Origin of the sequence: Streptomyces populi, from assembly GCF_002911015.1 — a bacterium.
GTDB classification, from domain to species: Bacteria; Actinomycetota; Actinomycetes; order Streptomycetales; family Streptomycetaceae; genus Streptomyces; species Streptomyces populi.
The window spans coordinates 1-23,744 of the sequence record NZ_KZ626880.1; the positions used below are offsets into that span (position 1 = coordinate 1).

At 74.0% G+C, this 23,744-nt stretch carries 17 protein-coding genes and 1 pseudogene; 10 read left to right on the plus strand and 8 right to left on the minus strand.

Annotated features, from left to right (window positions below; genetic code table 11):
* The 3 genes and pseudogenes from CW362_RS21335 to CW362_RS21345 all read right to left on the minus strand — a co-directional run.
* Positions 1-358: pseudogene (locus CW362_RS21335) on the minus strand (cytochrome P450); the annotation flags it as partial.
* Between the two features lie 191 nt (positions 359-549).
* Complete coding sequence (locus CW362_RS21340) at positions 550-963, minus strand: DUF6114 domain-containing protein (RefSeq protein WP_103551111.1); 414 nt, start codon at positions 961-963, stop codon at positions 550-552.
* Positions 963-1,637 carry a DUF6230 family protein gene (locus tag CW362_RS21345; RefSeq protein ID WP_103551112.1) on the minus strand — a complete coding sequence of 225 codons (675 nt, stop codon included), beginning with the start codon at positions 1,635-1,637 and terminating at the stop codon, positions 963-965. Before CW362_RS21345 ends, CW362_RS21340 begins: the two co-directional genes overlap by 1 nt.
* A 721-nt stretch (positions 1,638-2,358) precedes the next feature.
* Between CW362_RS21345 and CW362_RS21350 the strand changes: the two genes are divergently transcribed.
* A complete protein-coding gene (locus tag CW362_RS21350) occupies positions 2,359-3,024 on the plus strand; it encodes a Tat pathway signal sequence domain protein (protein WP_103551113.1) in 666 nt (221 codons plus the stop codon).
* Positions 3,025-3,042: 18 nt separating this feature from the next.
* Here the strand turns inward: CW362_RS21350 and CW362_RS21355 are convergent, their stop codons facing one another.
* On the minus strand, positions 3,043-3,999 hold the full coding sequence (locus CW362_RS21355; protein ID WP_103551114.1) for a lytic polysaccharide monooxygenase auxiliary activity family 9 protein: 957 nt from the start codon (positions 3,997-3,999) through the stop codon (positions 3,043-3,045).
* A gap of 415 nt (positions 4,000-4,414) precedes the next feature.
* Here CW362_RS21355 and CW362_RS21360 point away from each other — a divergent pair, with 415 nt between their 5' ends.
* The 6 genes from CW362_RS21360 (at position 4,415) to CW362_RS21385 (ending at position 11,894) form a co-directional block, all read left to right on the plus strand.
* Positions 4,415-5,614: a damage-control phosphatase ARMT1 family protein gene (locus CW362_RS21360; RefSeq protein ID WP_103551115.1), complete on the plus strand. Its 1,200-nt coding sequence runs from the start codon at positions 4,415-4,417 to the stop codon at positions 5,612-5,614.
* A 162-nt stretch (positions 5,615-5,776) separates the two neighbouring features.
* On the plus strand, positions 5,777-7,945 hold the full coding sequence (cyc2, locus tag CW362_RS21365; RefSeq protein ID WP_103551116.1) for a germacradienol/geosmin synthase Cyc2: 2,169 nt from the start codon (positions 5,777-5,779) through the stop codon (positions 7,943-7,945).
* Positions 7,946-8,159: 214 nt separating this feature from the next.
* Positions 8,160-8,939 (plus strand): PDZ domain-containing protein, encoded by a 780-nt coding sequence (locus CW362_RS21370; RefSeq protein ID WP_103551117.1) that lies wholly within the window; start codon positions 8,160-8,162, stop codon positions 8,937-8,939.
* A gap of 100 nt (positions 8,940-9,039) precedes the next feature.
* Positions 9,040-9,660 carry a LysE family translocator gene (locus tag CW362_RS21375; protein ID WP_103551118.1) on the plus strand — a complete coding sequence of 207 codons (621 nt, stop codon included), beginning with the start codon at positions 9,040-9,042 and terminating at the stop codon, positions 9,658-9,660.
* A gap of 95 nt (positions 9,661-9,755) precedes the next feature.
* The gene (locus tag CW362_RS21380) at positions 9,756-10,880 is read left to right on the plus strand and encodes an aminopeptidase P family protein (RefSeq protein ID WP_103551119.1); all 1,125 of its coding nucleotides are present in this window, start codon (positions 9,756-9,758) and stop codon (positions 10,878-10,880) included.
* A 63-nt stretch (positions 10,881-10,943) separates the two neighbouring features.
* Positions 10,944-11,894, plus strand: coding sequence for an aminoglycoside phosphotransferase family protein (locus CW362_RS21385; protein WP_103551120.1), 951 nt, complete (start codon positions 10,944-10,946; stop codon positions 11,892-11,894).
* 43 nt (positions 11,895-11,937) lie between these two features.
* Here the strand turns inward: CW362_RS21385 and treZ are convergent, their stop codons facing one another.
* A complete protein-coding gene (treZ, locus tag CW362_RS21390) occupies positions 11,938-13,683 on the minus strand; it encodes a malto-oligosyltrehalose trehalohydrolase (RefSeq protein ID WP_103551121.1) in 1,746 nt (581 codons plus the stop codon).
* A gap of 193 nt (positions 13,684-13,876) precedes the next feature.
* Between treZ and CW362_RS21395 the strand changes: the two genes are divergently transcribed.
* Positions 13,877-14,446 (plus strand): DUF1707 and FHA domain-containing protein, encoded by a 570-nt coding sequence (locus CW362_RS21395; RefSeq protein WP_103551122.1) that lies wholly within the window; start codon positions 13,877-13,879, stop codon positions 14,444-14,446.
* A gap of 219 nt (positions 14,447-14,665) precedes the next feature.
* The gene (locus tag CW362_RS21400; protein WP_103551123.1) at positions 14,666-15,991 is read left to right on the plus strand and encodes a M14 family zinc carboxypeptidase; all 1,326 of its coding nucleotides are present in this window, start codon (positions 14,666-14,668) and stop codon (positions 15,989-15,991) included.
* A gap of 42 nt (positions 15,992-16,033) precedes the next feature.
* On the opposite strand, the gene CW362_RS21405 is transcribed toward CW362_RS21400, so the two are convergent.
* A complete protein-coding gene (locus CW362_RS21405; RefSeq protein ID WP_103551124.1) occupies positions 16,034-17,284 on the minus strand; it encodes a M14 family zinc carboxypeptidase in 1,251 nt (416 codons plus the stop codon).
* Between the two features lie 639 nt (positions 17,285-17,923).
* Here CW362_RS21405 and CW362_RS21410 point away from each other — a divergent pair.
* Complete coding sequence (locus tag CW362_RS21410) at positions 17,924-18,997, plus strand: cytochrome P450 (protein WP_240657959.1); 1,074 nt, start codon at positions 17,924-17,926, stop codon at positions 18,995-18,997.
* Here the strand turns inward: CW362_RS21410 and treY are convergent.
* Positions 18,957-21,431 (minus strand): malto-oligosyltrehalose synthase, encoded by a 2,475-nt coding sequence (gene treY, locus CW362_RS21415; protein WP_103551125.1) that lies wholly within the window; start codon positions 21,429-21,431, stop codon positions 18,957-18,959. The two genes, CW362_RS21410 and treY, sit on opposite strands and share 41 nt — an antisense overlap.
* A 125-nt stretch (positions 21,432-21,556) precedes the next feature.
* The gene (gene glgX / locus CW362_RS21420; RefSeq protein WP_103551126.1) at positions 21,557-23,665 is read right to left on the minus strand and encodes a glycogen debranching protein GlgX; all 2,109 of its coding nucleotides are present in this window, start codon (positions 23,663-23,665) and stop codon (positions 21,557-21,559) included.
* Positions 23,666-23,744: the final 79 nt, after the last annotated feature.

Consider the following 23,744-nt stretch of genomic DNA (forward strand, 5'->3'; position numbering starts at 1 on the left):
TGCGCGGCTGGAGCGCGGCCGTCCTGCGGGCGGTGAACGCCTTGGAGACCAGAGTGCGCAGACGCCGGTGCTCACCGCCGTACGCGGTGAACATGTTCTCCACGGACACCCAGGTGAACAGCGGCCACTCGGGTGTGATCGCGCCGCTCGCCATCAAGGGCCAGTGCTGCCGCGCGTCCTTGGACACCCGGGGATCGGTGAGCAGCCGCTTCAGCAGCTCGGGACCGCTCACCGCCCAGGCCTGGACACCGCCGGGAAGCTCCACCCTGGCCAGCGGGCCTCTCTCGCGGATCCGGGCGGCCTCCCCATGGATGTCGCGTCCGGTCGCGTCGATCACCAAAGGACGTGGATTTCCCATCGGGAGCCTCCCGGCAGTCGAACCCCTATTCGGCTTACGGCCGTGACGCTACGCGACGGCGCGGCCACGTCGGGGCGCCGCCCGGTGCCGGATGCGTGCGGTGCCAACTTCCCTGCGCGTACCGGCAACTACGTCTTCCCGGTGCGCACGGGGCAAGCCAGGCGGGGGGTCGGATCCCGCCGTGCCGCCCCTCAGGCGTGCTCGCGTCGCAGCAGCCGTCTGCGCGGCTTCTGGTCGGGGAGCCAGCCGAAGGCGAGGCAGCTGCCGACAGCCCCGAGGAGCAGGCCGACGAAGAATCCGCCGAGGTTGGAGGTGACCCAGGTGCCGAGCGACAGCAGGATGCCCAGCAGGGAGTAGAACAGGCGCTGGGCCGGGTTGAAGAGGATCAGCAGGCCGCACAGCAGCATCGTGGTGGGAAGCAGGTAGCCCGCGAGGCCCTGCATCCCGATGTGCAGGACGACCTTCAGCGACGCCTTCTCGGTGAGGAGGATCTCCGCCCCTCCCAGGGTGAGCAGCAGCCCGCCCCAGAAGGGGCGGTTCGCGCGCCACCGCCGGAAGGCGTCCCTCAGGTCCCGGGAGTCGTCCGTCCGCGCTCCGGCACTCATCAGCAGCCTTGGTCGCTGAAGCGGAGCTTGAGACCGGGGAGCTTGAACACCCCGGCCGTCGTCGCGTAGTTGGTCTGGCGCAGGTTCGCGATGCGCACGGTGTCGGCCTGCTGGCTGAACACGCCCTTGGGGCCCTGGACCCCGGCCTTGGTGAGCGTGCTGGCGTCGTTGCCGATCTCGATGTTGTTGAAGGAGGCGTTGCCGGACAGCTCCGTGGAGTCTGTGGTCAGGTCGGTCGCCTGGACCTTGTCCGAGCCGCTGCCGGCCGTGATGAGCAGGTTCGTGCCCCCCAGGTCGACGCTCTGGCACAGGTGGTCGAGGGTCGCGTTCTTGATCGCCGAGGTGACGATGAGGACCTGGCCGCCCGTGTCGCCGGCGTTCGGGCTGTCCTCCGCCATGTTGTCGAGGCCGCCGAACTGCTCGAAGCCGGTGCCGTTCAGCTCGGTCGCGGTGACCGTGAACGGCATGCCGGAGATGGCGAACTGGACGCCGAGGGCGCCCTGCGCCGTCGCGATCATCAGCCCCGCGGCGACCGCGGTGGCCGGTATCGCCATCACGGCGGCGCGGCGCAGCCGGACCCGCCCGCGTCTGTCCTGTCCGCCGGCGGCCGAACCGCTTTCCGGGGTCTCGGGCGTGGAACCGTTGGACGCCGTGGCGTCCGGGGACGAAGCCATGTCTGCTCCCTGGGCACGTTCGATACTGATGTCGATGCGGGTGGGGCTCCAGTGGCGCGTTGTCCTGGCGCGGACAGCAGCTGCCGCGCACGCCTCCTCGCGCCTCCCGGCGGATGCAAGGGCTTTCTCGTTACGCGGCAGTAGCCTTCGAGGAAGTTACCGGGGGTTACACGAACGGGTCAAGGCGCGTGTGGGAAAACCGTGCCCGTTGTGCCTCACCCGTGAACACGTGTCGGCCGGAACGTCGCCCTGACCTTCAACTTCCTTGCCACGCCTTGACGTTGACCGTTCATCAGGTCTACAACTCTCCCTGTTTCCCGGATCCGTGGCGCCGGATCCGTCGGCCGACGCGCCCGTCACCTCCCGGACCCCGCTCCGCGCGGGGCGGTCCTGGCGTGTTCCGGAGCGGCCCCGGCACGTACGCCGACAAGGCGCGTCCCCCGGCCGTTCCCCGTTCCCGTGGCACCGGCGCGGTCACCTTCCCCCCGAGGGCCGTACCGGTCGCCCGGCTGTCGCCGTCGGCCCGTGGCGTACGGAGAAGGCGTCACGGACCGGCGGCGGTCCCTCCTCGCACCACCCCGCGGGCGGGCACCGGCGTCCTCGTCCGCCGTCGCGCGCGGCCCGTTCCACCCCGCACACCCGCGCCACCTTCTCGACCCGCACCCCCGCGCCCCGGCGCGGTCAGGCACCCACACCCCCATCGGAGAAGAGGCATCCCCCCATGCGTACTCGACACCTGCTCGCCCTCGTCGGCACCGTCGTGGCCCTCTCGGCCTCCGCGGTCGTCCCCGCCTCCGCGGACGACGTCGCGGTGCTCACCACCGGCAGCGCCGGAGGGACCCCCGTCGCCGTCGGCGACGTCCTCACCGCCTCGCTGGCGAGCGGCACCAACGCCACGCTCTACTCCAGCGCCACCGGCACGAGCGGCGTCTCCTGTTCCGCCTCGGCCTTCACCGCGACCGCCGCCGACAACCCGGCGTCCCCCGGCACGGCCACGGAGTCCCTCACCGGCCAGACCTTCACCGCCAGTTCGTGCAGCAGCAACGTCGTCGGCGTCCTCGGCGTCACCAGCATCACGGTCGACAACCTGCCCTACAGCACCGCGGTGGGCTCCGACGGCAGCGTCACGGTCACCCCGGCCGCCGGCTCCACCATCCAGACCACGGTCAAGCTGCGCTCCCTGCTGGGCACGCTGACCTGCGTCTACCGGGCGGCGAGCCTGTCCGGCACGGCCGACAACGCGGACAACAGCCTCACTTTCACCAACCAGCAGTTCACCAAGTTCTCCGGCTCGTCCCTCTGCTTCGCGAACGGCTACTTCACCGCGAAGTACGCGCCCGTGACCGACACCAGCCAGGCGGGCAGCCCGGCCGTGTTCGTCAACTGACCTCCACGGGAACCGGGTTCACTGCCGGCGTCGCAGCACCACCGCGACGCCGGCAGTGAGCAGCAGTGCCGCCCCGGCTCCCCCGGCGACCATGGGGAGCGCGGGGCCGCCGCCCGAGGTGTTCTCGGCGGCGGGCGCCAGACGATCGGTGTCCGCCGTCCCGGCCGCCGGACTCGCCTCGGGAGAGGGGGAGTCGGCGGAGGGCGACGCGGTCGTGGGAGAGGGCGTCGCGGCCGCCGACCGGGTCGCCCCGGCGGACGCCTTGGCGCCCTTGCCGGCGGAACCGCTCGCGGCGGTAGCCGAAGTCCCGTTGCTCCGGGCCGGCTTCGACGTTCCGCTCCCGCCGGGGAACACCACGTCCGAGCACGAGTAGTAGGTGTCCGTCGTGCTGGAGTTCTGCCAGATCGTGAACAGCATCTGACGGCCGGTGCGGTCGGACGGCAGCCTCGCGCCGATCCGGTAGGCGCCGCCGACCAGCGCAGGATCGGTGACCGTGGCGAACGGCTTCTCCGGCAGGTCGGACCACTTCAGGGGCCGCGTCGGGCTGTAACCCTGCTTGGTCAGATAGAGCTTGAAGGTCCCCGCGTGCGCGATCGTCGAGTTGTACTTCATGGTCAGGGACGCGCCGGGCGTCAGACGCGTCGCCGGGAAGTCGGCGCGGGCCAGGTCGAGACCCTTGTAGGCGGGCAGGCCCCCGCTGCACAGCTTCCCGTCCGGGATGACCGAACGGTCCCGGCCGTTCACACCGCCCACCCGCAGGTTGTCCCACGCCGTGAAGGACGAGCCGTTCGCGGCGATCGCCGCCCGGCAGGCCGCCGTGCCCTGGCTGCCGCCCTCGGGCGAGCACGCGTACACCCGGCTGACCGGAGACGTCGGGGCGCCGTGCGCCGACGCCGTCCCCGCGGCCCACGTCGTGAGCAGCAGCGGCGCCGCCAGGGCGACGGCGGCCGCGGTGGCGGTGCGGTAGGCGGTCATCCGGGACGTCTCCTCGATGCGTGGGCGAAGCGGTGTGCCCCCGTGCGCGGCCGGGACGCACTCCTCGCACGGGGTACGGGGGGATACGGATCCGGGGCGCGGGGCGTTCAGCCCGATCCGCAATCCGCGCGAAACGGAACCACTTCGCCGGACCGCCGGCGGGCTAGGGCCGGACACCGGCCGGATCGAGGGTTTTCCCGCTATCCCCGTGCTCCGCCGCCCGCCTATCGTTCAGCGCGACCGCCGACGGCGGCTGCGCGTCCCGTGTCCCGGACCGGATCGCGCAGGACACCGGGGCGGACGACAGCTCGAAGCCGACCGACCTAGGCAGAACGCTGAGCTCTACGGGGGGAGGGGCCGTCCGGCGCGCACCGCGTCGGACGGCCCCTTCTGTTCAGCCGGTACGGTGAGCCGCATGCGCGATCCCGTCGACCCCGCCCCCTTCGCCGCCGGTCCCGACGCCGCCCCGGTGGTCGTGAGTTCGGTGCGGGGCTCGTTCCCCTGGAGCGTGCTGGCCGAGCGGCACCCGGCGATCGTCCGGAAGGTGCGGGACGCCTTCCCGTACGGTCCCGGGCAGCGCCACGCGCTCGACGCCCTGCTCGAGAACTGCGCCGAGGGGGTCGTCGAACCGCTCGCGGAGCCGGCCGCGGACCGTGCCCGGTGGGACGCCTGGGGCGGCCGGGAGCACTACGGCCGGTCCTGGTTCGACGTGCCCTTCCTGTGGGCCGAGAGCTACTTCTACCGCAAGCTCCTCGAAGCCGTCGGCTACTTCACGCCCGGCCCCTGGCAGGGCATCGACCCCTTCCGCCCCTTCAAGCTCGCCGAGCTCGACACCCCGGAGGCCGACGAGGAACTCGCCGCGCTGGACGACCTCGCTCACCGGCCGGCCGGGGAACAGGAGGAGGCGCTGCTGCACGGCTCCCTGTGGGGCAACCGTGCCGACCTCGGGTTCAGGCTGTCCGGCACCGGGAGCGGGACGGCGGACGGGTCCCGGCTCGTGGCGGACGACGCCGGAGTGCTGCGCTCCCTGTTCGCGGGCGGCACCCTCTGTCTCGTCGCGGACAACGCGGGCCGGGAACTCGTTCCCGACCTGCTCCTCGTCGACCACCTGCTCCGGCACGGCCGGGCCGGGCGGACCGTCCTGCACGTGAAGCCGTACCCGTACTACGTGTCCGACGCCACGGCGGCGGACGTGCTGGACGCCCTGCGCCGGCTGACCGCGGCGAAGGGAGCGGCCGGCGAGGCGGGCAACCGTCTCTGGGCGGCCATGTCCGAGGGCCGGCTCACCGTCCGGGCCCACCCCTTCTCCTGCGGCCCGCTGCCGTACACCGATCTGCCCGAAGACCTCCGGCGGGAGTTCGCCGCGGCCGACGTGACCCTGCTGAAGGGCGACCTGAACTACCGCCGGCTCATCGGCGACCGGCTCCACCCCGCCACCACCCCGTTCGCCGCCGCCACCGCCCGCTTCCCCGGTCCGGTGGCCACGCTGCGGACCCTCAAGTCCGATGTCGTCGTCGGGATCGCCCCCGCCGTCGAGGCGGCCCTCGACGCCGCCGAGGGCGACCGCTGGCGCACCGGCGGCACCCACGCGCTGATCCAGGCGAGACGCGGCTGACCGGACGGCCGCCCCGGCGTCCGGGCCGACGGCCGGCCCGGACGCCGGGGAACCGGACGGGCAGGAGCGTCGTCGCGCGCGGTTTCCGGACCGGTTCACGCGATGGTGTGATCATGTCCTGGCCCGCGGATGTGCCTTCGGGGCCCTGGGTAGGGCCCGGCCATGACGCAGCCGTTCCGACTCCCGCACTTCTACATGCCGTACGCCGCACGGCTGAACCCGCACCTGGACGAGGCCAGGGCGCACTCGGGCGCGTGGGCCCGCGACATGGGCATGCTCGAGGGCTCGGGCATCTGGGAGCAGTCCGACCTCGAGGCCCACGACTACGGCCTGCTGTGCGCCTACACCCACCCCGACTGCGACGGACCGGCCCTCTCCCTCATCACCGACTGGTACGTGTGGGTGTTCTTCTTCGACGACCACTTCCTGGAGACCTTCAAGCGCACCCAGGACCGCGTCGGCGGCAGGGCCTACCTGGACCGGCTGCCCCTCTTCATGCCGCTCGACCCGTCGGCCCCCGTCCCCGAGCCGGAGAACCCCGTCGAGGCGGGACTCGCCGACCTGTGGGCGCGCACGGTCCCCTCGATGTCCGCGCAGTGGCGCGGGCGGTTCGCCGTCTCCACCGAGCACCTGCTCAACGAGTCGATGTGGGAGCTGTCCAACATCGACGAGGGGCGGATCGCCAACCCCGTCGAGTACATCGAGATGCGCCGCAAGGTGGGCGGCGCCCCCTGGTCGGCCGGACTCGTCGAGTACGCGACCCGCGAAGTACCCGCGTCCGTCGCGGGGTCGAGGCCGCTGCGCGTCCTGATGGAGACGTTCTCCGACGGCGTCCACCTGCGCAACGACCTGTTCTCCTACCAGCGGGAGGTGGAGGAGGAGGGCGAACTCAGCAACGGCGTCCTCGTCCTGGAGGCGTTCTTCGGCTGCACGACCCAGCAGGCCGCCGAGACCGTCAACGACGTACTCACCTCACGGCTCCACCAGTTCGAGCACACCGCGCTCACCGAGGTGCCCGCCCTGGCCCTCGAGAAGGGGCTCACCCCCGCGGAGGCCGGTGCCGTCGCCGCGTACACGCGGGGCCTCCAGGACTGGCAGGCGGGCGGACACGAATGGCACCTGCGCTCCAGCCGTTACATGAACGAGGGCGTCACCGAGGAGGCGCGGCCCTTCGGCCCGAGCGGATCCGGCACGTCCGCCGCGGACGTCGGGGCACTGCTCTCCGCGGCCGGGGCCGAACGGCTGCGCGCGTACACCCACGTCCCGTTCCAGAAGGTCGGACCCTCCAGACTCCCCGAATTCCACATGCCGTTCGAGGTCACCCTCAGCCCGCACCTCGCGGGTGCCCGCGAGGGTCTCGGCGCCTGGACGCGCGCCATGGGCATGCTCCAGGAGGGCGTCTGGGACGAGGACAAGCTCGTCGCCCACGACCTGCCGCTCCGCGCCGCGGGCACCCAACCCGACGCGACGCCCGAGGCCCTCGACCTCGGCTCGCAGTGGCTGGCCTGGGTCACCTACGGCGACGACTGCTACCCGCTGCACTTCGGCGGCCGCGACCTGGCCGCCGCCAGGCTGGCCACCGCGCGCCTGTCCGCCTGCATGCCCGTCGACGGGGAGGAGGTGCCCGTCCCGGTCAACGGCATGGAGCGCGGACTGATCGACCTGTGGCGGCGCACCACCGCGGAGATGGCCCCGGACGCCCGGAGCGTCCTGCGCGCGTCGGTGGACACGATGACGGAGAGCTGGCTGTGGGAGCTGTCCAACCGGATGCGGAACCGCGTCCCGGACCCGGTCGACTATCTGGAGATGCGCCGGGCCACCTCGGGCTCCGAGCTGGCCCTGAGCCTGTACCGCCTCGGACACGGCCGGGCGGTCCCGCCGGAGGTCCGCCGCAGCGGCCCCGTCCGGTCGCTGGAGAACGCGGCCATGGACTACGCGATGCTCCTGAACGACGTCTTCTCGTACCAGAAGGAGATCGAGTACGAGGGAGAGATCCACAACGGCGTCCTCGTCGTGCAGAACTTCTTCGGCTGCGGCTATCCGGTCGCGCTCGGTGTCGTCCATGACCTGATGACCCGGCGCATGGAGCAGTTCCAGCATGTCGTCGCCCATGAACTGCCCGCCCTGTACGAGGACTTCGACCTCTCGGAGGAAGCACGCGGGATCATGCGGGGCTATGTGGCGGAGCTGGAGAACTGGCTGGCCGGAACCCTGAAGTGGCACCGGGAGTGCCACCGGTACGGCGCGGCCGACCTGGCCCGGCGTGCCCACGGCTTCGTACCGGACCGGGTGCCCGCGCCGCCCGTGGCCCGGCGGGCACAGCCCGTCTGACGGCCGGCACCGACGAGGGACCCGACCGCCTTCCCGCGCGGGAAGGCGGTCCCGGCCGTCCCCGTCGCCGGCCCCGCCGGGAACGGGGACCGCCGTATCACCTTTCCGGTGAACGGGGGCCGCAGTCTCACTCGTTGGGGGATCGTCGCGGGCGGTGGCGAGGGGTAGGGCAAGAGCCGAAGGCGGCCCGTAGAACACCTGCCGGAGGCGACCCATGGAACCGACCGCGCTGCGTCCCAAACCGATGCCGGGCCAGGAGCCGGGCGGCGGCCCCCGCCCCACGGACAGTGCCCGTCCACCCGCCGGAATCCGGTCCCCGGGCGCCTCGCGGCGTCGTGGCCGGCGACCGGTCACCCTGCTGCTCGGGGTGTCGGCCGCCGTGGTCCTCGTCCTGTCCGGCGCGGGGCTCGGCGCGGTGGGCGCGACCGTGATCGGCGTGCACGGACTGGCGCACCTGAGGAAGGAGGCCGCCGCGGCCGGGCTGCCGGGGCACCCCTCCGCCGGCCCCGGGACGCGACGGCCGGACGGTTCCGGAACACCACGGTCCGCGGGGCCGCGGTCCGCCGGGCCCGCGGCGGCGCGGTCCGCCGGGTCCGGAGCGGCACGGCCCACCGCGCCCGCGGTGCCGCCGTCCATGGGGTCCGCGGAGCCGCGGGCCGCCGGTTCCACGGCGGGGTCCGGCGGCGCCGGTCCGGTCCGGCCGGAGGACTCCCAGGGGCCGGCCGCACGGGGAACCCTCGGGATCGAGGCCGTCGACGCCCCCGGCGGCGGGGGCGCGCTGATCGTGGGGGTGCACCTCCCCGGTCCCGGCTACAGCGCGGGCCTGGTACGCGGCGACGTCCTGCTCGCCCTCGACGGGACCGGGATCACCTCGGCCGCCGACCTCGCGCGCGCGGTGGCGGACGCGCGGCCGGGCCGGGAGGTCACCCTGCGCGTGCGCCACGCGGACGGCGGACGCGGGCACCTGTCCGCGGTCCCCGGCACCGCGACCTGAGGCGCCCCGGTCCGGGCCGTCCCGCGAGTACGGGCCCCTTTCGTCGATCTCCGGGGAAAAGGGGCTGGTCAACGGAGCCGCGGCCGGTCACGATGGCCGCATGCTGAGCACCCTCGTCGCCTTCCTCGGCGCCTGCACCCTGATCGCGGCCTCCCCGGGACCGAGCACCGTCCTGATCATCAAACGGTCCCTGGGCAGCAGGCGGTCCGGCTTCATGACCGTGCTCGGCAACGAGACGGGCGTCTTCCTGTGGGGCGCCGTCGCCGCTCTCGGCCTCACCGCCCTGCTCGCCGCCTCCGAGATGGCGTACGGGATCATGCGCGTCGTCGGCGCCGTCGTGCTCGTCGGCTTCGGCGTCCAGACGCTGTGGCAGGCACGCCGCTCCAAGGAGAGCGCCGACGGCGGCTGGGAGAGCGCGGAGAAGAGCGCCTGGGCGTCCTACCGGGGCGGGCTGCTGCTCAACCTCGCCAACCCCAAGGCGGCCGTCTTCGCGATGTCCTTCCTGCCGCAGTTCGTGCCCGAGGGCGCCCCGCACCTGCCCGCCATGCTCGGCCTCGCCGCGCTCTGGGCGGTCTACGAGGTGGGGTACTACGGCGTCTACGTGTGGTTCGTCGGCCGGATGAAGTCCGTGCTGTCCCGGACGGGCGTGCGCCGGCGCCTGGAGCAGGTCTCCGGCGGTGTCCTGCTGCTCCTGGGCGCCCGCCTCGCCCTGGAGGGCTGACCCGGGGCGGGCGCGACCGGCTCGCGCACACCCCACCGGAGGGGCAGGATGCTGCCGTAGCCCTCTGGGGGAACTCCGGACACACGGAGGCATGGATGACCGCCGCCACACCCGCGCCCTTCACCGCCGACGACTACGAGGCCCGTATGCGGCGCGCCGCCGAGGCCGCGGCCGACGCCGGGCTCGACGGAGTCCTGGTCGCGCCGGGGCCCGACCTGGTGTGGCTGACCGGGTACCGCCCGGTGGAGACCGAGCGGCTCACCCTGCTGGTGCTGCGGGCCGGACAGGACCCGGCCCTCGTCGTGCCCGTCCTGGAGGCGCCCGACGCGGCCAAGTCGGCCGGCGCGCCCGCGCTGACCCTGCACGACTGGGCCGACGGCACGGACCCCTACGCGGCCGCCGAACCCCTCATGGGCCGCGCCGGCCGCTTCGGCATCAGCGACAACGGCTGGGCCCTGCACCTGCTGGGCCTCCAGAAGCTGCTCCCCGCGACCCGCTACTCGGCCCTGACCGAGGTCCTGCCGATGCTCAGGGCCGTCAAGGACGAGGCCGAACTGGAGCGGCTCGCGGCCGCCGGAGCCGCCGCGGACCAGGCGTTCGAGGAGATCCGCAAGGTCCGCTTCGCGGACCGCAGGGAGTCGGAGGTCTCCCACGACCTCGCCGAGCTGCTGCGCCGGTTCGGGCACTCCCAGGTCGACTTCACCATCGTCGCCTCGGGTCCCAACGGCGCGAACCCGCACCACGAGGCCGACGAGCGCGTGATCGAGAACGGCGACATGGTGGTCCTTGACTTCGGCGGCCTCAAGGACGGCTACGGATCCGACACCTCCCGCACGGTCCACGTCGGCGAGCCGGACGACGAGGAGCGCAAGGTCCACGACATCGTGCGCGAGGCCCAGGAGGCCGGCTTCCGCGCCGTGCGGCCCGGGGCCGCCTGCCAGGACGTCGACCGCGCGGCCCGCGCCGTCATCGAGGCCGCCGGGTACGGCGAGCACTTCATCCACCGCACGGGGCACGGCATCGGCGTCACCACCCACGAGCCGCCCTACATGGTCGAGGGCGAGGAACAGCCCCTGGTCCCCGGCATGTGCTTCTCCGTGGAGCCGGGGATCTACCTGCCCGGCCGCTTCGGGGTCCGCATCGAGGACATCGTCACGGTCACCGAGGACGGCGGACGCCGTCTCAACGACACCTCCCGCGAGATGGTGATCGTCGACTGACGTGCGCCCGCAGACCGCGCGGCGACCCCTTCGCCCCCGCCCCCGGACGACAAGGGCGCGACCATGAACCCGACACCGACACCGACACCGGAACCCACCCCCGAGACCGTCCGCGCACTGGTCCGTTCCCTGCTCTCCGACGACACCGCGCCCGGTCCGGGACCGGAGGTGCGGCCCGTCCGCGAGCGGGGCGGGCACTTCACCTGGTGGGTGGGCCGACGCCATGTGCTGAGGCTCGCCCCCGACCGCGAGGCATCCCTGCGCCAGCGCCGTGAGCTGCGACTGCGCGACCTGGTCCGCCCTCTGGTCGGGGGCGCCGTTCCCATGAGCGTCGCGCGGGGCGAGTGGGCGAGCGGGCTGAGCTACACCCTGGACACCAAGGTGCCCGGCGTCTCCGCCGAGGAACAGGCCGTCTCGGCACTCGGCGAGGCCGACCTGGCGGACCTGCTGACCGGGCTGCGCGAGGTCCCCGTACGGCAGGCCGAGACCCTCGGGGTGCCGCGGACCCCGCCGCGCTCCCTGGAGGCCCTGCGGGCCGCCGCCGTACGGGCCGCCGGACGCCTTCCCGCGGAGGAGTTCGACCCCGCCCGGTTCGACCAGCTCGCCGCGCCCGCCGCCGCCCAGCTCGGCGTGCAGACCGGACCCGCCGTCCTCGTGCACCACGGACTCCTGGGCGAACACCTCGTGGTCAGCCCCGACGGACGGGTGCGGGGCGTCCTCGACTGGACCGGCACGGTGATCGGGGACCCGGCCGAGGACATCGCCGGGCTGGCCGTCGCCGTCGGCGCCCCCGCGGCCGTACGCGCCGCCACCCTCGCCGGTTACGGGGCCCGCCCCTGCCTGCGCGGCCTGTGGCTCGCCCGCTGCGACACCGTCGTCCGGCTCGCCGGCCGCCTCCACGGCGGCGATGCCGGACGGCTTCCGCTCCTGGAGGCCCAGCTGGGGCGTGCCTGGGAGTCGATCCTGCTGGAGCGGGTCACGGACCTGCGGGAAGGACCGGACGAGGCACCGTAGGGGCGCGCGGCCGGGCGGACGCGACCCGGCCGCGGGTGAACCCTCACGCCTGGGCCAGCACCACGCACGACTCGCCCGGCACGTGCAGCGTCCCGTCCGCTCCCGGTGCCTCGACCGGCTCCCAGGCCGCGAGGACGCGCGCGCGGCGGATGCCGAGGGGAATCGCCGCGGGGTCCTTGCCGAGGTTCACGGCGACCCGGACGTCCCCGCGCCGGACGGCGATCCAGCGGGCCCCCGGGTCGTGGGCGACCCTGACCGCCGCGAGATCGGGGTCCGAGAGGTCGGCCTGGCTCCGGCGCAGCGCGATCAGTTCGCGGTACCAGGCCAGCAGACGCGCGTGCGGCTCCCTGCCGGGTTCCGACCAGTCGAGGCAGGAGCGGTCCCGGGTCGCCGGGTCCTGCGGGTCCGGCACGTCCTCCTCGGCCCAGCCGTGCGCCGCGAACTCCCGCCGTCTGCCCCGCCGTACCGCCTCCGCGAGCTCGGGGTCGGTGTGATCGGTGAAGAACTGCCAGGGCGTCGAGGCGCCCCACTCCTCGCCCATGAAGAGCATCGGCGTGAACGGCGCGGTGAGCGTCAGCGCGGCGGCGCAGGCCAGCAGCCCGGGGGAGAGGGCGGCCGACAGCCGGTCCCCCTGGGCGCGGTTGCCGATCTGGTCGTGGGTCTGGGCGTAGCCGAGCAGCCGCTGCGCCGAGACCCGCGCGCGGTCGAGCGGGCGGCCGTGACGGCGCCCGCGGAAGCTGGACCAGGTCCCGTTGTGGAAGAAGCCCGACGTCAGCGTCTTGCACAGCGCGGCCGGCGGGGCCTGCGCGAAGTCCGCGTAGTAGCCCTGCGCCTCGCCGGTCAGCGTGGTGTGCAGCGCGTGGTGGAAGTCGTCGTTCCACTGCGCGTGCAGCCCGAGACCGCCCTCCTCGCGGGAGGTGATGAGCCGCGGGTCGTTGAGGTCCGACTCGGCGATCAGGAAGAGCGGCCGGCCCAGGTCGCCGGCGAGCGCGTCCACGGCCGCCGACAGCTCCTCCAGGAAGTGCACCGCCCGGGTGTCCCGCAGCGCGTGCACCGCGTCGAGCCGCAGCCCGTCCAGCCGGTAGTCGCGCAGCCAGGCCAGCGCGCTGCCCACGAGGTACGCGCGCACCTCGTCCGAGCCGGGCGCGTCGAGGTTCACCGCGGAACCCCAGGGCGTCTGGTGGGTGTCCGTGAAGTAGGGCCCGAACGCGGGCAGATGGTTGCCGGACGGGCCGAGATGGTTGTGCACGACGTCCAGGACGACACCGAGGCCCAGTTCGTGCGCCCGGTCGACGAAGCGCTTCAGCGCCTCGGGGCCGCCGTAGGGCTCGTGCACGGCCCACGGGGAGACCCCCTCGTACCCCCAGCCGTGCCGGCCGGGGAACGGGCACAGCGGCATCAACTCGACGTGCGTGACGCCCAGTTCGGCCAGGTGCCCGAGCCGGTCCGCCGCCGCGTCCAGGGTGCCCTCGGGCGTGTACGTACCCACGTGCAGCTCGTAGAGGACCGCGCCCGGCAGCGGACGTCCGGGCCAGTCGGCGCGCCACGCGTACCGCCCCTGGTCGACCACCGCGCTCAGTCCGTCGGGGCCGTCCGGCTGGCGGCGCGAACGGGGATCGGGCAGGACGGGACCGTCGTCCACCGCGAACCCGTACCGGGTCCCCTCCGTCGCCTCCGCCTCGCCCGTCCACCATCCGGCCCGCACGGCGTCACGGTCCAACGCGCTCGTGACACCGTCGCAATGGAGCGTCATCCGGTCGGCCCGTGGTGCCCACACCTCGAATCGCATGAACGCTTCCCCCTTGTCGGCTCGCAGTGACCCAGCCCGTCCATGGTGCTCCACGGGAGATCAATTCGCTTACGGATCCACCCTTTTGCCGCGTGTCTCCCGCCTTTCGGTCGCGCGAACGGCCGCACCCGGTCCCACCAGCCGTTTCCGGGTCTTCTGGACACCCCGTCGTTACTGGCCGACAATCACGAACGTGACGTCGTCCTTCGAGTTCCCCCTGTATCCCGCGCGGCTGTCCGACGCGGAGCGCGACCGGGCGCTCAAGTCGCTCCGTGACGGCGTCGCGCTCGGCCGCCTCTCGCACGACACGTTCGTCCGCCGGATGGAGCTGGTCCTGTCCGCCCGCCGGTCCGAGGAACTCGCCGTGCTCACCGCCGACCTGCCCGACGGCGACGAGCCCGCCGGGCGGCGCTGGTCGAAGGCGGTGTTCGGCACGGTGGAGGCCGTCTCCGGCTTCACGGTCCGGCTGCGCCGCGCCTGGCAGGCCGAGCGGCTGCCCAAACTGCAACTGCCCGCCCCGGGCGACGCCTACCCGCTGCGCATCGGCCGTGACCCCGCCAGCGGACTGCGCCTGAACCACGAGACGGTGTCCCGGGTGCACGCCGAACTGCGCCGTCAGGGCGGTGTGTGGGTGCTGCGCGACCTCGGCTCGACCAACGGCACGACCGTCAACGGCCGGCGCGTCATCGGCGCGTCCGTCGTGAAGGACGGCGACCAGGTCGGCTTCGGCCGCATGATGTTCCGCCTCGCCTCGGCGGCCTGAGCCGCGTCGGCTCCCGGCCGCCCGGGGAGTCCCGGCGCGCCCGGAGAGCGGGCCCGGACGCGGGACCGCCCGTCGGCTCCCGCAACATCCTTTCGCCCCCGCGGTGTTGACGCGCCTCCGAAGTCGTGACTGACTGTGCGTACTTCGTGTACATCAGGTGAAACGACGACACCGTACGAGTGGAGGTGTACTCTGCCGCCCCTCCGCCGCTACCCGACCGTGGACGAACTCGGCGTCCGCGCCGCCGCGATCGTCGCCCGGCGCCCCGGCGACGCCCGGCTGCGCCGCGTGGGGACCTCCCGGGCGGGCACGCCGATGCTGCTCCTGTCCGTCGGACACGGCAGCCGTCAGGTCCTCGTCGTCGCCGGACCGCACGCCAACGAGCCCGTGGGTGGAGCGACCGCACTCAGACTGGCCGAACGGGCGCTCGCCGACCCCCGTCTCACCGAGGGCGCGGACGCCACCTGGAACCTGCTGCTCTGCCTCGACCCCGACGGTTCCCGCCGCAACGAGGCCTGGCTCCAGGGCCCTTACACCCTCGGCCACTACTTCCGGCACTTCTTCCGGCCGGGCTTCCTCGAACAGCCGGAATGGCTGCCCGACGGCCCGGACGGCGCCGCCCTGCCGGAGACCCGGGTCCTGCTCGGCCTCCAGGACGAGCTGAGGCCGTTCCTCCAGTGCTCCCTGCACGGCGTCGACGTCGGCGGCGCCTTCGTCGAGCTGACCCGCGACCTGCCCGGCCTCTCCCGGCGCGTCGCGCACAGCGCGGCCCGCCTCGGCATCCCGCGCGAACTCGGCCCCTACGACACCCTGTACTGGCCGGAGCTCGGTCCCGCCGTCTACCGCGTCCCGCCGCCGCGCCGGGGAGACCTGGCCGCCGCCATCACGGAGGCCGCGGTCGACTCCACCTGGTTCCACCCCCAGCCGTACGGCACGGTCACCGCGATCGTCGAGGCGCCCATGTGGGGTGTCGGCGCCGTCGAGGACCGGGCGCGCCCCGCCGACGCCGACGCGGTGCTGCGCTCCGTCAGCCGGGCGCTGCGGCACGACACGAGGACCCTGGAGGACATCCTGGCCCGGGTGCGGCCCGGCCTCGGCGGCTCGCCGGACGTGACCTGCCTGCTCGCGCCCGTCGACGACTATTTACTGGTCGGCCCCGGACTCGCCGACTCCTGGGACCCCGACGCGCGCGGCACCGGGGCACGGCCCCTGCCGCCGCTCGACACCGCCCGGCTCACCGCCCTGCGCCTCGCCGGGCGCCGGGTCGCGCTGCGCACGGCCGGGCTGCTGCACCAGCTGCTCACCGCCTCCGGGCAGGACCCGTGCGACGCGCTGCCCGAGCTCGACCGGCTGATCGACGCGTGGTGCGCCGACTACCGCGACGGCTGCGGAGCGCGCTGGATCCCGGTCGCGCGTCAGGTCGAGTACCAGGCGCGTGTCGTCCTCTCCGCGTTCGAACTCGCCGGGCGTCACACCGGCGCGCGCCTCCGTGCCGGCGACTCCGGCCGGCCCGCGCAGGCCACGGTGCCGACGCACCGGGAATGACGGCGGTCCTCCGGGCGGTCCGCGGCGTCCTGCCGCGCCGGGTCAGGCGGCGCCGTCGCGCGCGTGGCGGGCGGCGGCCATCACCGTACGGGCCTGGTGCTCGACCTGGTTCTCCAGCGGCACCCAGCGCGCGCGGAAGCGTTCCGCGAAGGAGTCGCTCCAGTCGGCGACCAGCCGTTCGAGGCGCGGTGCCTCGCGGTCGCCGGTCTCCTGGAGGACGCGCAGCAGCATCGACGCGGCCCGCAGCGGGATCCGCCGGCCGAACGCGTCGACACTTCCCACGTACGCCATCGTCGTGTCCACGAGGGGCGGCTGCGACCAGTCCGCGGCGAGCCCCGGCACCAGGGCCAGTGCCCACTTCGCGGCCCGCAGAAGGGGTCCGTCGGGCCCCCGCAGCCGAGGCAGGGCCCGCCCGAGCACCGCCTCCACCTGGTCCGCGTCCGTCACCAGCCGGTCGGCCAGACGTCGCATCGCCGCCGCGGGGGCGGGGTGCGGCGCCGGATCGTCCACCAGGTCGCTGGCCCACATCGGCACCTCCACGACGGCCGTCAGACCGCCGTACCGGTGGGCGTGGTACCAGGTGCTGTGCCGGGCGTCGTCCGGCATGCTCGGGTACGCCGCGTCCGAGCCGGGCGCCGGCATCACATGCACCCCGGGCCCGGACGCGGGCCAGCCCGCGGCGTCCGAGGCGGCCGTCTCGACCGGGATGCGCAGCTCCGCCGCGGACTTGGCGAACGGTTCCGCGAGGCCCGGGATGTCCTTGGTCAACTGCACCCAGCTGCCGCCCAGATCGGTCCCGTGCAGCGTCACCTGGAGGTAGGGCCGCACCTCGTCGATGACCCGGGTCAGCGCCCGGGTCTCCGGCGGCAGCCGGTCGGGAGGCAGGACCGAGGGCGACCACTCCGGCTGCTCGGGCCCGGCCGGACGGAAGAAGCCCAGGTGGTAGTCGAGGAGGGTCCGGGGCGCGGGGGTCACATGGAGGCTCGCCCCGTCGGGGTCCGCGCAGAGCAGGAAGTGCCAGGAGGTGTCCCTGCGCAACTCCCGCCGGTACAGCACGCGTTCGGCCAGGGACAGCAGCGTCGAACCGCCCGTCGGTTCGTTGGCGTGGGCCCCCGCCACGACGAGGACCGCGTGCCGGGCGTGGCCGACGGACAGCAGGTGGAGGGGTCTGCCCGCGCGGGAGGCGCCCACTTGTCGAAGGACGCACAGATCGGGCCGGTGGGCCGTCAGCGCCGAGGCGGACGACACGATTTCGGCCACACTGGGGTAGCGCAACTCCGGCAGATGACTCACCCCCGACTTGTCCGCCCTGCGTCGCTTTTGGCAGTACTCCACGGTCTCGGGGAACTGTCAAGGACGCGTCGGCGCGGCCGTGGGGGAGCCCGGCCGGCATTTTCCGCCGGCGGCGGGCGGCGGCGGGTGCGCGGATCTCCCCGGCCGGGGCGAACCGCGTCCCGCGGGCCTGCGGAGAACCGGCGGCGGATGCGCCGGAGCGGGTGCCGGGGAGACGGCGGCCGGCGTACCCGCGTCCCACGGGCGGGTGAATCGATGTGATGTACACGATTCACTCGTCCGGGTGTACGGGACCTGCGGTCGGGGGCGGGTGGTGGTCGACTCGGAACAACCGCGCGCGGGTCCGGCGCGCAGACCCTGAGGTGGTGGCCCGCGGTGCTGTGTCCACACGGTCTTCCCGGAGAGGGCGCCCCGACGGGGACCCCCACGGGCCCGCGGGTCCCGGTCCCGGCCCCGCCGACCCCGCCCGCCGACGCCGAGCCGCCCGCGCAGGCCGCGCCGAGGCCGGTGCCCCCCGTCACGGGTGGGCCGTCCCCGGCTCCCGCGCCGGTGCCCCCGTTCGTCCCGGGGTGTCCCCCGCCGCACGGGCGGGAGGAGCCGTACGGGCCGTACGTGCCGCCCGGCGGGCCGTACACGTGCGTGGACGCCCCCGCGAGCCTCCTCGATCCGGGGACCCGTCGCGATCCCCACCCGCTCTACCGCACCCTGCGCGGAAAATTCCCCCTGGTCCACGACGAGCCGTTCGGCGCCTGGCTGATCAGCAGGTACGCCGACGTGCGCGCCGCGCTCGCGGACCCGCGGCTCGTCGCGCCGTCACCCGGACCCGCGGCGGCCCACGGCGCGTACCGGGCCGTCGTGTCCCCGGCGCTCGGGGACCGGGTGGCGGCCGCGCTGCGAGCGGGCGTCGAACGCACCGCGCACGTCCTCGCGAGCCGTCTGGCCTCCCGTCAGGAGGCCGACCTCGTCGCCGAGTTCTGCCGGTGGCTGCCCGCCGCCGCGGCCGTCACCGCGCTCGGACTGCCGTACGAGGACACCGCGCGCGTGCACGCCTGGTGCCGGACGGGACTCGACCACCTCGGTGGCCGCCACCCCGGACTCGCCGCCCATCTGAGGCCCCACATCGCCGACCGCCGCGCCCGCCCCGGGGACGACCTGCTGTCCGCGCTGTGCACGGCCGGCCCCGACGGGCGTCCCCTGCCGGACGAGGCCGTGACCGGCCTCGCCGCGACCGTGCTGGGCGCGGCGGGCGAGACGACCGCGCGCGCCCTCGCCTCGTTCCTCGCCAACCTCCTCGACCATCCGCGCCAGCTCGATCTGGTCCGCGCCCGGCCCGAACTGGCCGCTGCCGCCTGGGCCGAGTCGCTGCGCCGCGACCCGCCGCTGCAGATCGTGGCCCGCCGGGCGCTCGAACCGATCGGCCCGGTCCCCGAGGGCGCCACCGTGGCGTGTCTGCTCGGCGCCGCGGGCCGCGACCCGGCACGGTTCGCGGACCCGGACCGCTACGACGTCTTCCGCGCCGACCCGGGCGGCCTCGCGTACGGCTCGGGACCGCACCTGTGCCCGGGCGTCCCGCTGGCCCGGCTGACGGCGGAGAGCGGGCTGCGCGCCCTGCTGACCGTGCTGCCGGGCCTGCGCAGGGCGCCGGGGCCCCGGCCGCGTGCCGAGGGTCTGGTCAGCCGCTCTCCCCGGACCCTTCCGGTGTGCCCGCGCTGACGCGTTCCAGCAGCACGACGGGCGACCTCCCGAAGAGGTCCAGCGCGCGCACGCGTCCCGTGAACTCCCGCTCCGCGGAGCCGGAGGGGAGCACGTCGGCCCACCGTCCGGCGGGGAGCGCGAGAACGGTGTCCCGCCAGCCGCCGGCCTCGGCGAGCCCCAGCGACAGCCGGGTGACGGCCGTGATCACCTCTCCCGACCGGGCGAACGCCACGCAGTGTTCGGCCGCCGGCCCCTCGGCCCGCAGCGGCACGTACGTCGCCGAGCCGCCGAAGACGTCGGGCCGCCGGGCCCGCAGCCGCAGCACGGCGGCCGTGAGCGCGGGCTTCTCCGCGGACAGCCCGCGCGGTGTGAACGCCGCCCGGTTGTCCGGGTCCACCAGCGCCCGGTACTCGTCCTCGGTGCCCTGGTACACGTCCGGCACCCCGGGCATCGTCAGATGGACCAGGGCGGCCCCCAGGACGTTCGCCCGCACGTGCGGCGCCAGCGAGGCCCGCAGGGCGGCCACGGGCCGTCCGGGGGGCCCGCACGGCCCGTCGGTGACGAACGCCGCCACTGCGTCCTCGTACGCGGGGTCGCGCTCGGTCCAGGAGGTGCGCGTCCCGGCCTCCCTGACGTGCTTCAGCAGGGCGTCCCGGACGCGCTCCGTGTAGTTTCCGGGCCCGTCCCCGGAGCCGTCCCCGGACCCGTCCTCGCCGGTGGCCGGGCCGAGGCCGAACACCGTCTGCCACGCGGCCCACGCCATCTGCGGGTCGGGCGTCCCCGGCCCCTCGCGGGTCACCTCCTCCAGCACCTCGGACCAGGCTTCCGGGCACTGGGTGAGGACGGAGACGGCGGCGCGCACGTCCGCGCTGCGCTTCGTGTCGTGGGTCGACAGGACGGTTCCGCCGGCGGGCCAGTCGCGCTGCACGCGCGCGCAGAAGGCGTGGAAGTCGTCCGGGGACACCGCGGGGCCGCCCGGGGCCCCGCCCACCTCGTTCGCCGACAGCAGCGGCACGTAGCGGTAGAACGCCGTGTCCTCCACCGACTTGGCCCGCAGCGCCGACGAGGTCTGCGCGAACCGGGCCCGGAACGCGGCCTCCCCGGGCCGGTCGCCGTCCCGCGCGAGCAGCAGATCCCGTACGAGGTCCACGGCGCGCGCCTCCTCGGGCACCCGGAACGCGGACCTGGCCTCGGCGGCGGCCCGTTCGGTGAGCGCCCCGGCCGCGTCGGTCGAGGGATAGGGCCGGTACACCTCCATCCGGACCAGGAGCTCGCGCAGCGCGGCGCCCAGGGCCCAGGGGGCGTGGTCGCGCGCCGCGGGGTCGGGAGAGGCGGCGCACAGCGCGCTCACCTCGCGGGTGAGCCGCTCGGCCTCCGCGGCGAGCTCGTGCGTGATCACCTTGTACGCCGCCCGGCGCACCGTGCTGTCCCAGTGGCCGCCCCGGTCGGCCTCCGGGCCCGCGAAGCGCCGGTAGCGGCCGAGCAGCCGGCTCGCGCCCGCCTCGTCCGTGAAGAGGCCGTCGACGTGCCGCAGCGCGTCGTAGCCGGTGGTGCCCGCCACGGGCCACGCGGGCGGGAGCGGCTCGCCGTCCGCGAGGATCTTCTCGACCACGGTCCAGCGGCCGCCGGTCGCCTCGTGCAGCCGGCGCAGATAGGCGTCCGGGTCCGCCAGCCCGTCCGGGTGGTCGACGCGCAGCCCCTCGATCACCCCGTCGGCGACGAGCTCCAGGATCTTCGCGTGGGTCGCCGCGAACACCTCCGGGTCCTCGACGCGCACCCCGATGAGCTCGGAGATGCTGAAGAAACGCCGGTAGTTGAGCTCGGTGCGGGCCAGCCGCCACCACGCGGGGCGGTACCACTGGGCGTCCAGGAGCTCGGGCATCGGCAGCCCCGCCGTGCCCGCGCGCAGCGGGAACACGTGGTCGTAGTAGCGCAGTATGTCGCCGTCGACCTTCAGCTGGCCGATCTCGGCGCCGAGGCGGTCCCCGAGCACCGGCAGCAGCAGCCGGCCGCCCCCGGCGTCCCAGTCGATGTCGAACCAGCGCGCGTACGGCGACTCCGGGCCCTCGCGCAGCACCTCCCACAGGGCGTGGTTGTGGCGCGGGGACATCGCCATGTGGTTCGGCACGATGTCCACGACGATTCCGAGGCCGTGCTCCCGCGCGGTGCGCGCGAGGGAACGCAGCCCCTCCTCACCGCCCAGTTCGCCCCGCACGCGCGCGTGGTCCACCACGTCGTAGCCGTGTTTCGAGCCGGGGACGGCCTCCAGGACGGGGGACAGGTGCAGATGGGAGACGCCGAGCGAGGCCAGATGGGGCACGGCCGCCTCGGCGCGGCGGAAGGGGAACTCCGGCTGGAGCTGGAGCCGGTAGGTGGCGGTCGGCACGACGGGGACGACCGGACCGGGGACGACCGAGTCCGCGATCGCCGCTTCGGGGCGCTCAGGTGTCATGCGACTCTACGTACCCGTCCGGCCGCCTTTCTGTCACCGCGGCCCGCACAAGGGCACGCACGGCCCCGTCCCGCGCGCGTGGGCCCGCGGCGGGAGCCACGCGCACGGGACGGGACGAGGGCCTCCTAGGCGGGCCGCTGAAGCACGGTCATGCTCCGGTCGACCAGGGGCAGCCGGTCACCGGCCGTGACCTTCGCGCCCGCGCCCGGGGCCACCCCCTCCGGCAGGGACGTGTCGACGACGATCTGCCACCGGCGGCCGTGGTCGGCCGGCACGACGAATTCCAGGGGCTGGTGGGAGGCGTTGAACATCAGCAGGAAGGAGTCGTCGCAGATGCGTTCCCCGCGGGGACCCGGCTCGGAGATCGCGTTGCCGTTGAGGAAGACGGACAGCGCCCGGGCCTGCGCGGACCCCCAGTCGCGCTGGGTCATCTCCTGGCCCTCCGGGGTGAACCACGCGATGTCGGAGAGTTCGTCGTGGGTGCCCTGGACCGGCCGTCCGTGGAAGAAGCGCCGCCGCCGGAAGACGGGGTGGTCCCGGCGCAGCCACACCATCGCGCGCGTGAAGGCGAGGAGCTCGCAGTCCTCCTCCGGCCACGGCACCCAGGACAGCTCGCTGTCCTGGCAGTACGCGTTGTTGTTGCCGCCCTGGGAGCGCGCGAACTCGTCGCCGTGACTGAGCATCGGCACGCCCTGGGAGAGCATCAGGGTGGCGATGAAGTTGCGCCGCTGCCGGGCCCGCAGCGCCAGCACGTCCGGGTCGTCCGTCTCGCCCTCGGCGCCGCAGTTCCAGGAGCGGTTGTGGCTCTCGCCGTCCCGGTTGTCCTCGCCGTTGGCCTGGTTGTGCTTGTCGTTGTACGACACGAGGTCGTTCAGGGTGAAGCCGTCGTGGCAGGTCACGAAGTTGATGGAGGCGAGCGGACGGCGTCCGTCGTCCTGGTACAGGTCGGACGAGCCGGTCAGCCGGGAGGCGAACTCGGCCAGTGTGCGCGGCTCACCGCGCCACAGGTCCCGCACGGTGTCGCGGTACTTGCCGTTCCACTCCGTCCACAGGGGCGGGAAATTGCCCACCTGGTAGCCGCCCTCGCCGACGTCCCAGGGCTCGGCGATCAGCTTCACCTGGGAGACCACCGGGTCCTGCTGGACGAGGTCGAAGAACGACGACAGCCGGTCCACCTCGTGGAACTGGCGCGCCAGCGTGGCCGCGAGGTCGAAGCGGAAGCCGTCCACGTGCATGTCGGTGACCCAGTAGCGCAGCGAGTCCATGATCAGCTGGAGCACGTGCGGGGAGCGCATGAGCAGGGAGTTCCCCGTGCCCGTGGTGTCCATGTAGTAGCGGGGGTCGTCCGCCAGGCGGTAGTACGAGGCGTTGTCGAGGCCCCGGAAGGAGAGCGTCGGACCCAGGTGGTTGCCCTCGGCGGTGTGGTTGTAGACCACGTCGAGGATGACCTCGATGCCGGCCTCGTGCAGCGCCCGGACGGCCGACTTGAACTCCAGCACCTGCTGGCCCCGGTCGCCCCAGGACGCGTACGCGTTGTGCGGGGCGAAGAAGCCGATCGTGTTGTAGCCCCAGTAGTTGCCGAGGCCCATGTCGGCCAGCCGGTGGTCGTTCACGAACTGGTGTACGGGCATCAGTTCCAGTGCCGTGACGCCCAGCCGTGTCAGGTGTTCGATGATCGCCGGGTGCGCGAGGGCCGCGTACGTGCCGCGCAGCTCGTCCGGGAGCGCCGGATGCAGCATCGTCAGGCCCTTCACGTGGGCCTCGTAGATCACCGTGTGGTGGTACTCCGTCCGGGGGCGCCGGTCGTCCCCCCAGTCGAAGTACGGGTTGACCACGACCGACGACATGGTGTGCGGTGCCGAGTCGAGGTCGTTGCGCCGGTCGGGTGACCCGAACGGATAGCCGTACACCTCCTCGCCCCAGTCGACGGAGCCCGCGATCGCACGCGCGTACGGGTCGAGCAGCAGCTTCGCGGAATTGGCGCGCTGCCCGCGCTCGGGCGCGTACCGCCCGTGCACCCGGAAGCCGTACCGCTGCCCGGGCATGACGCCGGGCAGGTACGCGTGCCGCACGAACGCGTCGGTCTCCCGCAGTTCCACGGCCGTCTCCGAGCCGTCGTCGTGCAGAAGGCACAGCTCGATACGGTCGGCGGCCTCAGAGAAGACCGCGAAATTGGTGCCGGCGCCGTCGTACGTGGCACCGAGTGGATACGCCTCGCCAGGCCAGACCTGCATGGATATGACTCTTCCAGTAGTGCCGTGCCCCTGGGGGGCGAGTCCGAGCCGAGTCTCCCCGAAAGTGATGGAACCTCAC

Bases quoted from the DNA above. Each gene is read 5' to 3' on its own strand.
- CW362_RS21340 (WP_103551111.1), bottom strand. From the start codon at position 963: ATGAGTGCCGGAGCGCGGACGGACGACTCCCGGGACCTGAGGGACGCC.
- CW362_RS21345 (WP_103551112.1), bottom strand. From the start codon at position 1,637: ATGGCTTCGTCCCCGGACGCCACGGCGTCCAACGGTTCCACGCCCGAG.
- CW362_RS21350 (WP_103551113.1), top strand. From the start codon at position 2,359: ATGCGTACTCGACACCTGCTCGCCCTCGTCGGCACCGTCGTGGCCCTC.
- CW362_RS21355 (WP_103551114.1), bottom strand. From the start codon at position 3,999: ATGACCGCCTACCGCACCGCCACCGCGGCCGCCGTCGCCCTGGCGGCG.
- CW362_RS21360 (WP_103551115.1), top strand. From the start codon at position 4,415: ATGCGCGATCCCGTCGACCCCGCCCCCTTCGCCGCCGGTCCCGACGCC.
- cyc2 (WP_103551116.1), top strand. From the start codon at position 5,777: ATGACGCAGCCGTTCCGACTCCCGCACTTCTACATGCCGTACGCCGCA.
- CW362_RS21370 (WP_103551117.1), top strand. From the start codon at position 8,160: ATGGAACCGACCGCGCTGCGTCCCAAACCGATGCCGGGCCAGGAGCCG.
- CW362_RS21375 (WP_103551118.1), top strand. From the start codon at position 9,040: ATGCTGAGCACCCTCGTCGCCTTCCTCGGCGCCTGCACCCTGATCGCG.
- CW362_RS21380 (WP_103551119.1), top strand. From the start codon at position 9,756: ATGACCGCCGCCACACCCGCGCCCTTCACCGCCGACGACTACGAGGCC.
- CW362_RS21385 (WP_103551120.1), top strand. From the start codon at position 10,944: ATGAACCCGACACCGACACCGACACCGGAACCCACCCCCGAGACCGTC.
- treZ (WP_103551121.1), bottom strand. From the start codon at position 13,683: ATGCGATTCGAGGTGTGGGCACCACGGGCCGACCGGATGACGCTCCAT.
- treY (WP_103551125.1), bottom strand. From the start codon at position 21,431: ATGACACCTGAGCGCCCCGAAGCGGCGATCGCGGACTCGGTCGTCCCC.
- glgX (WP_103551126.1), bottom strand. From the start codon at position 23,665: ATGCAGGTCTGGCCTGGCGAGGCGTATCCACTCGGTGCCACGTACGAC.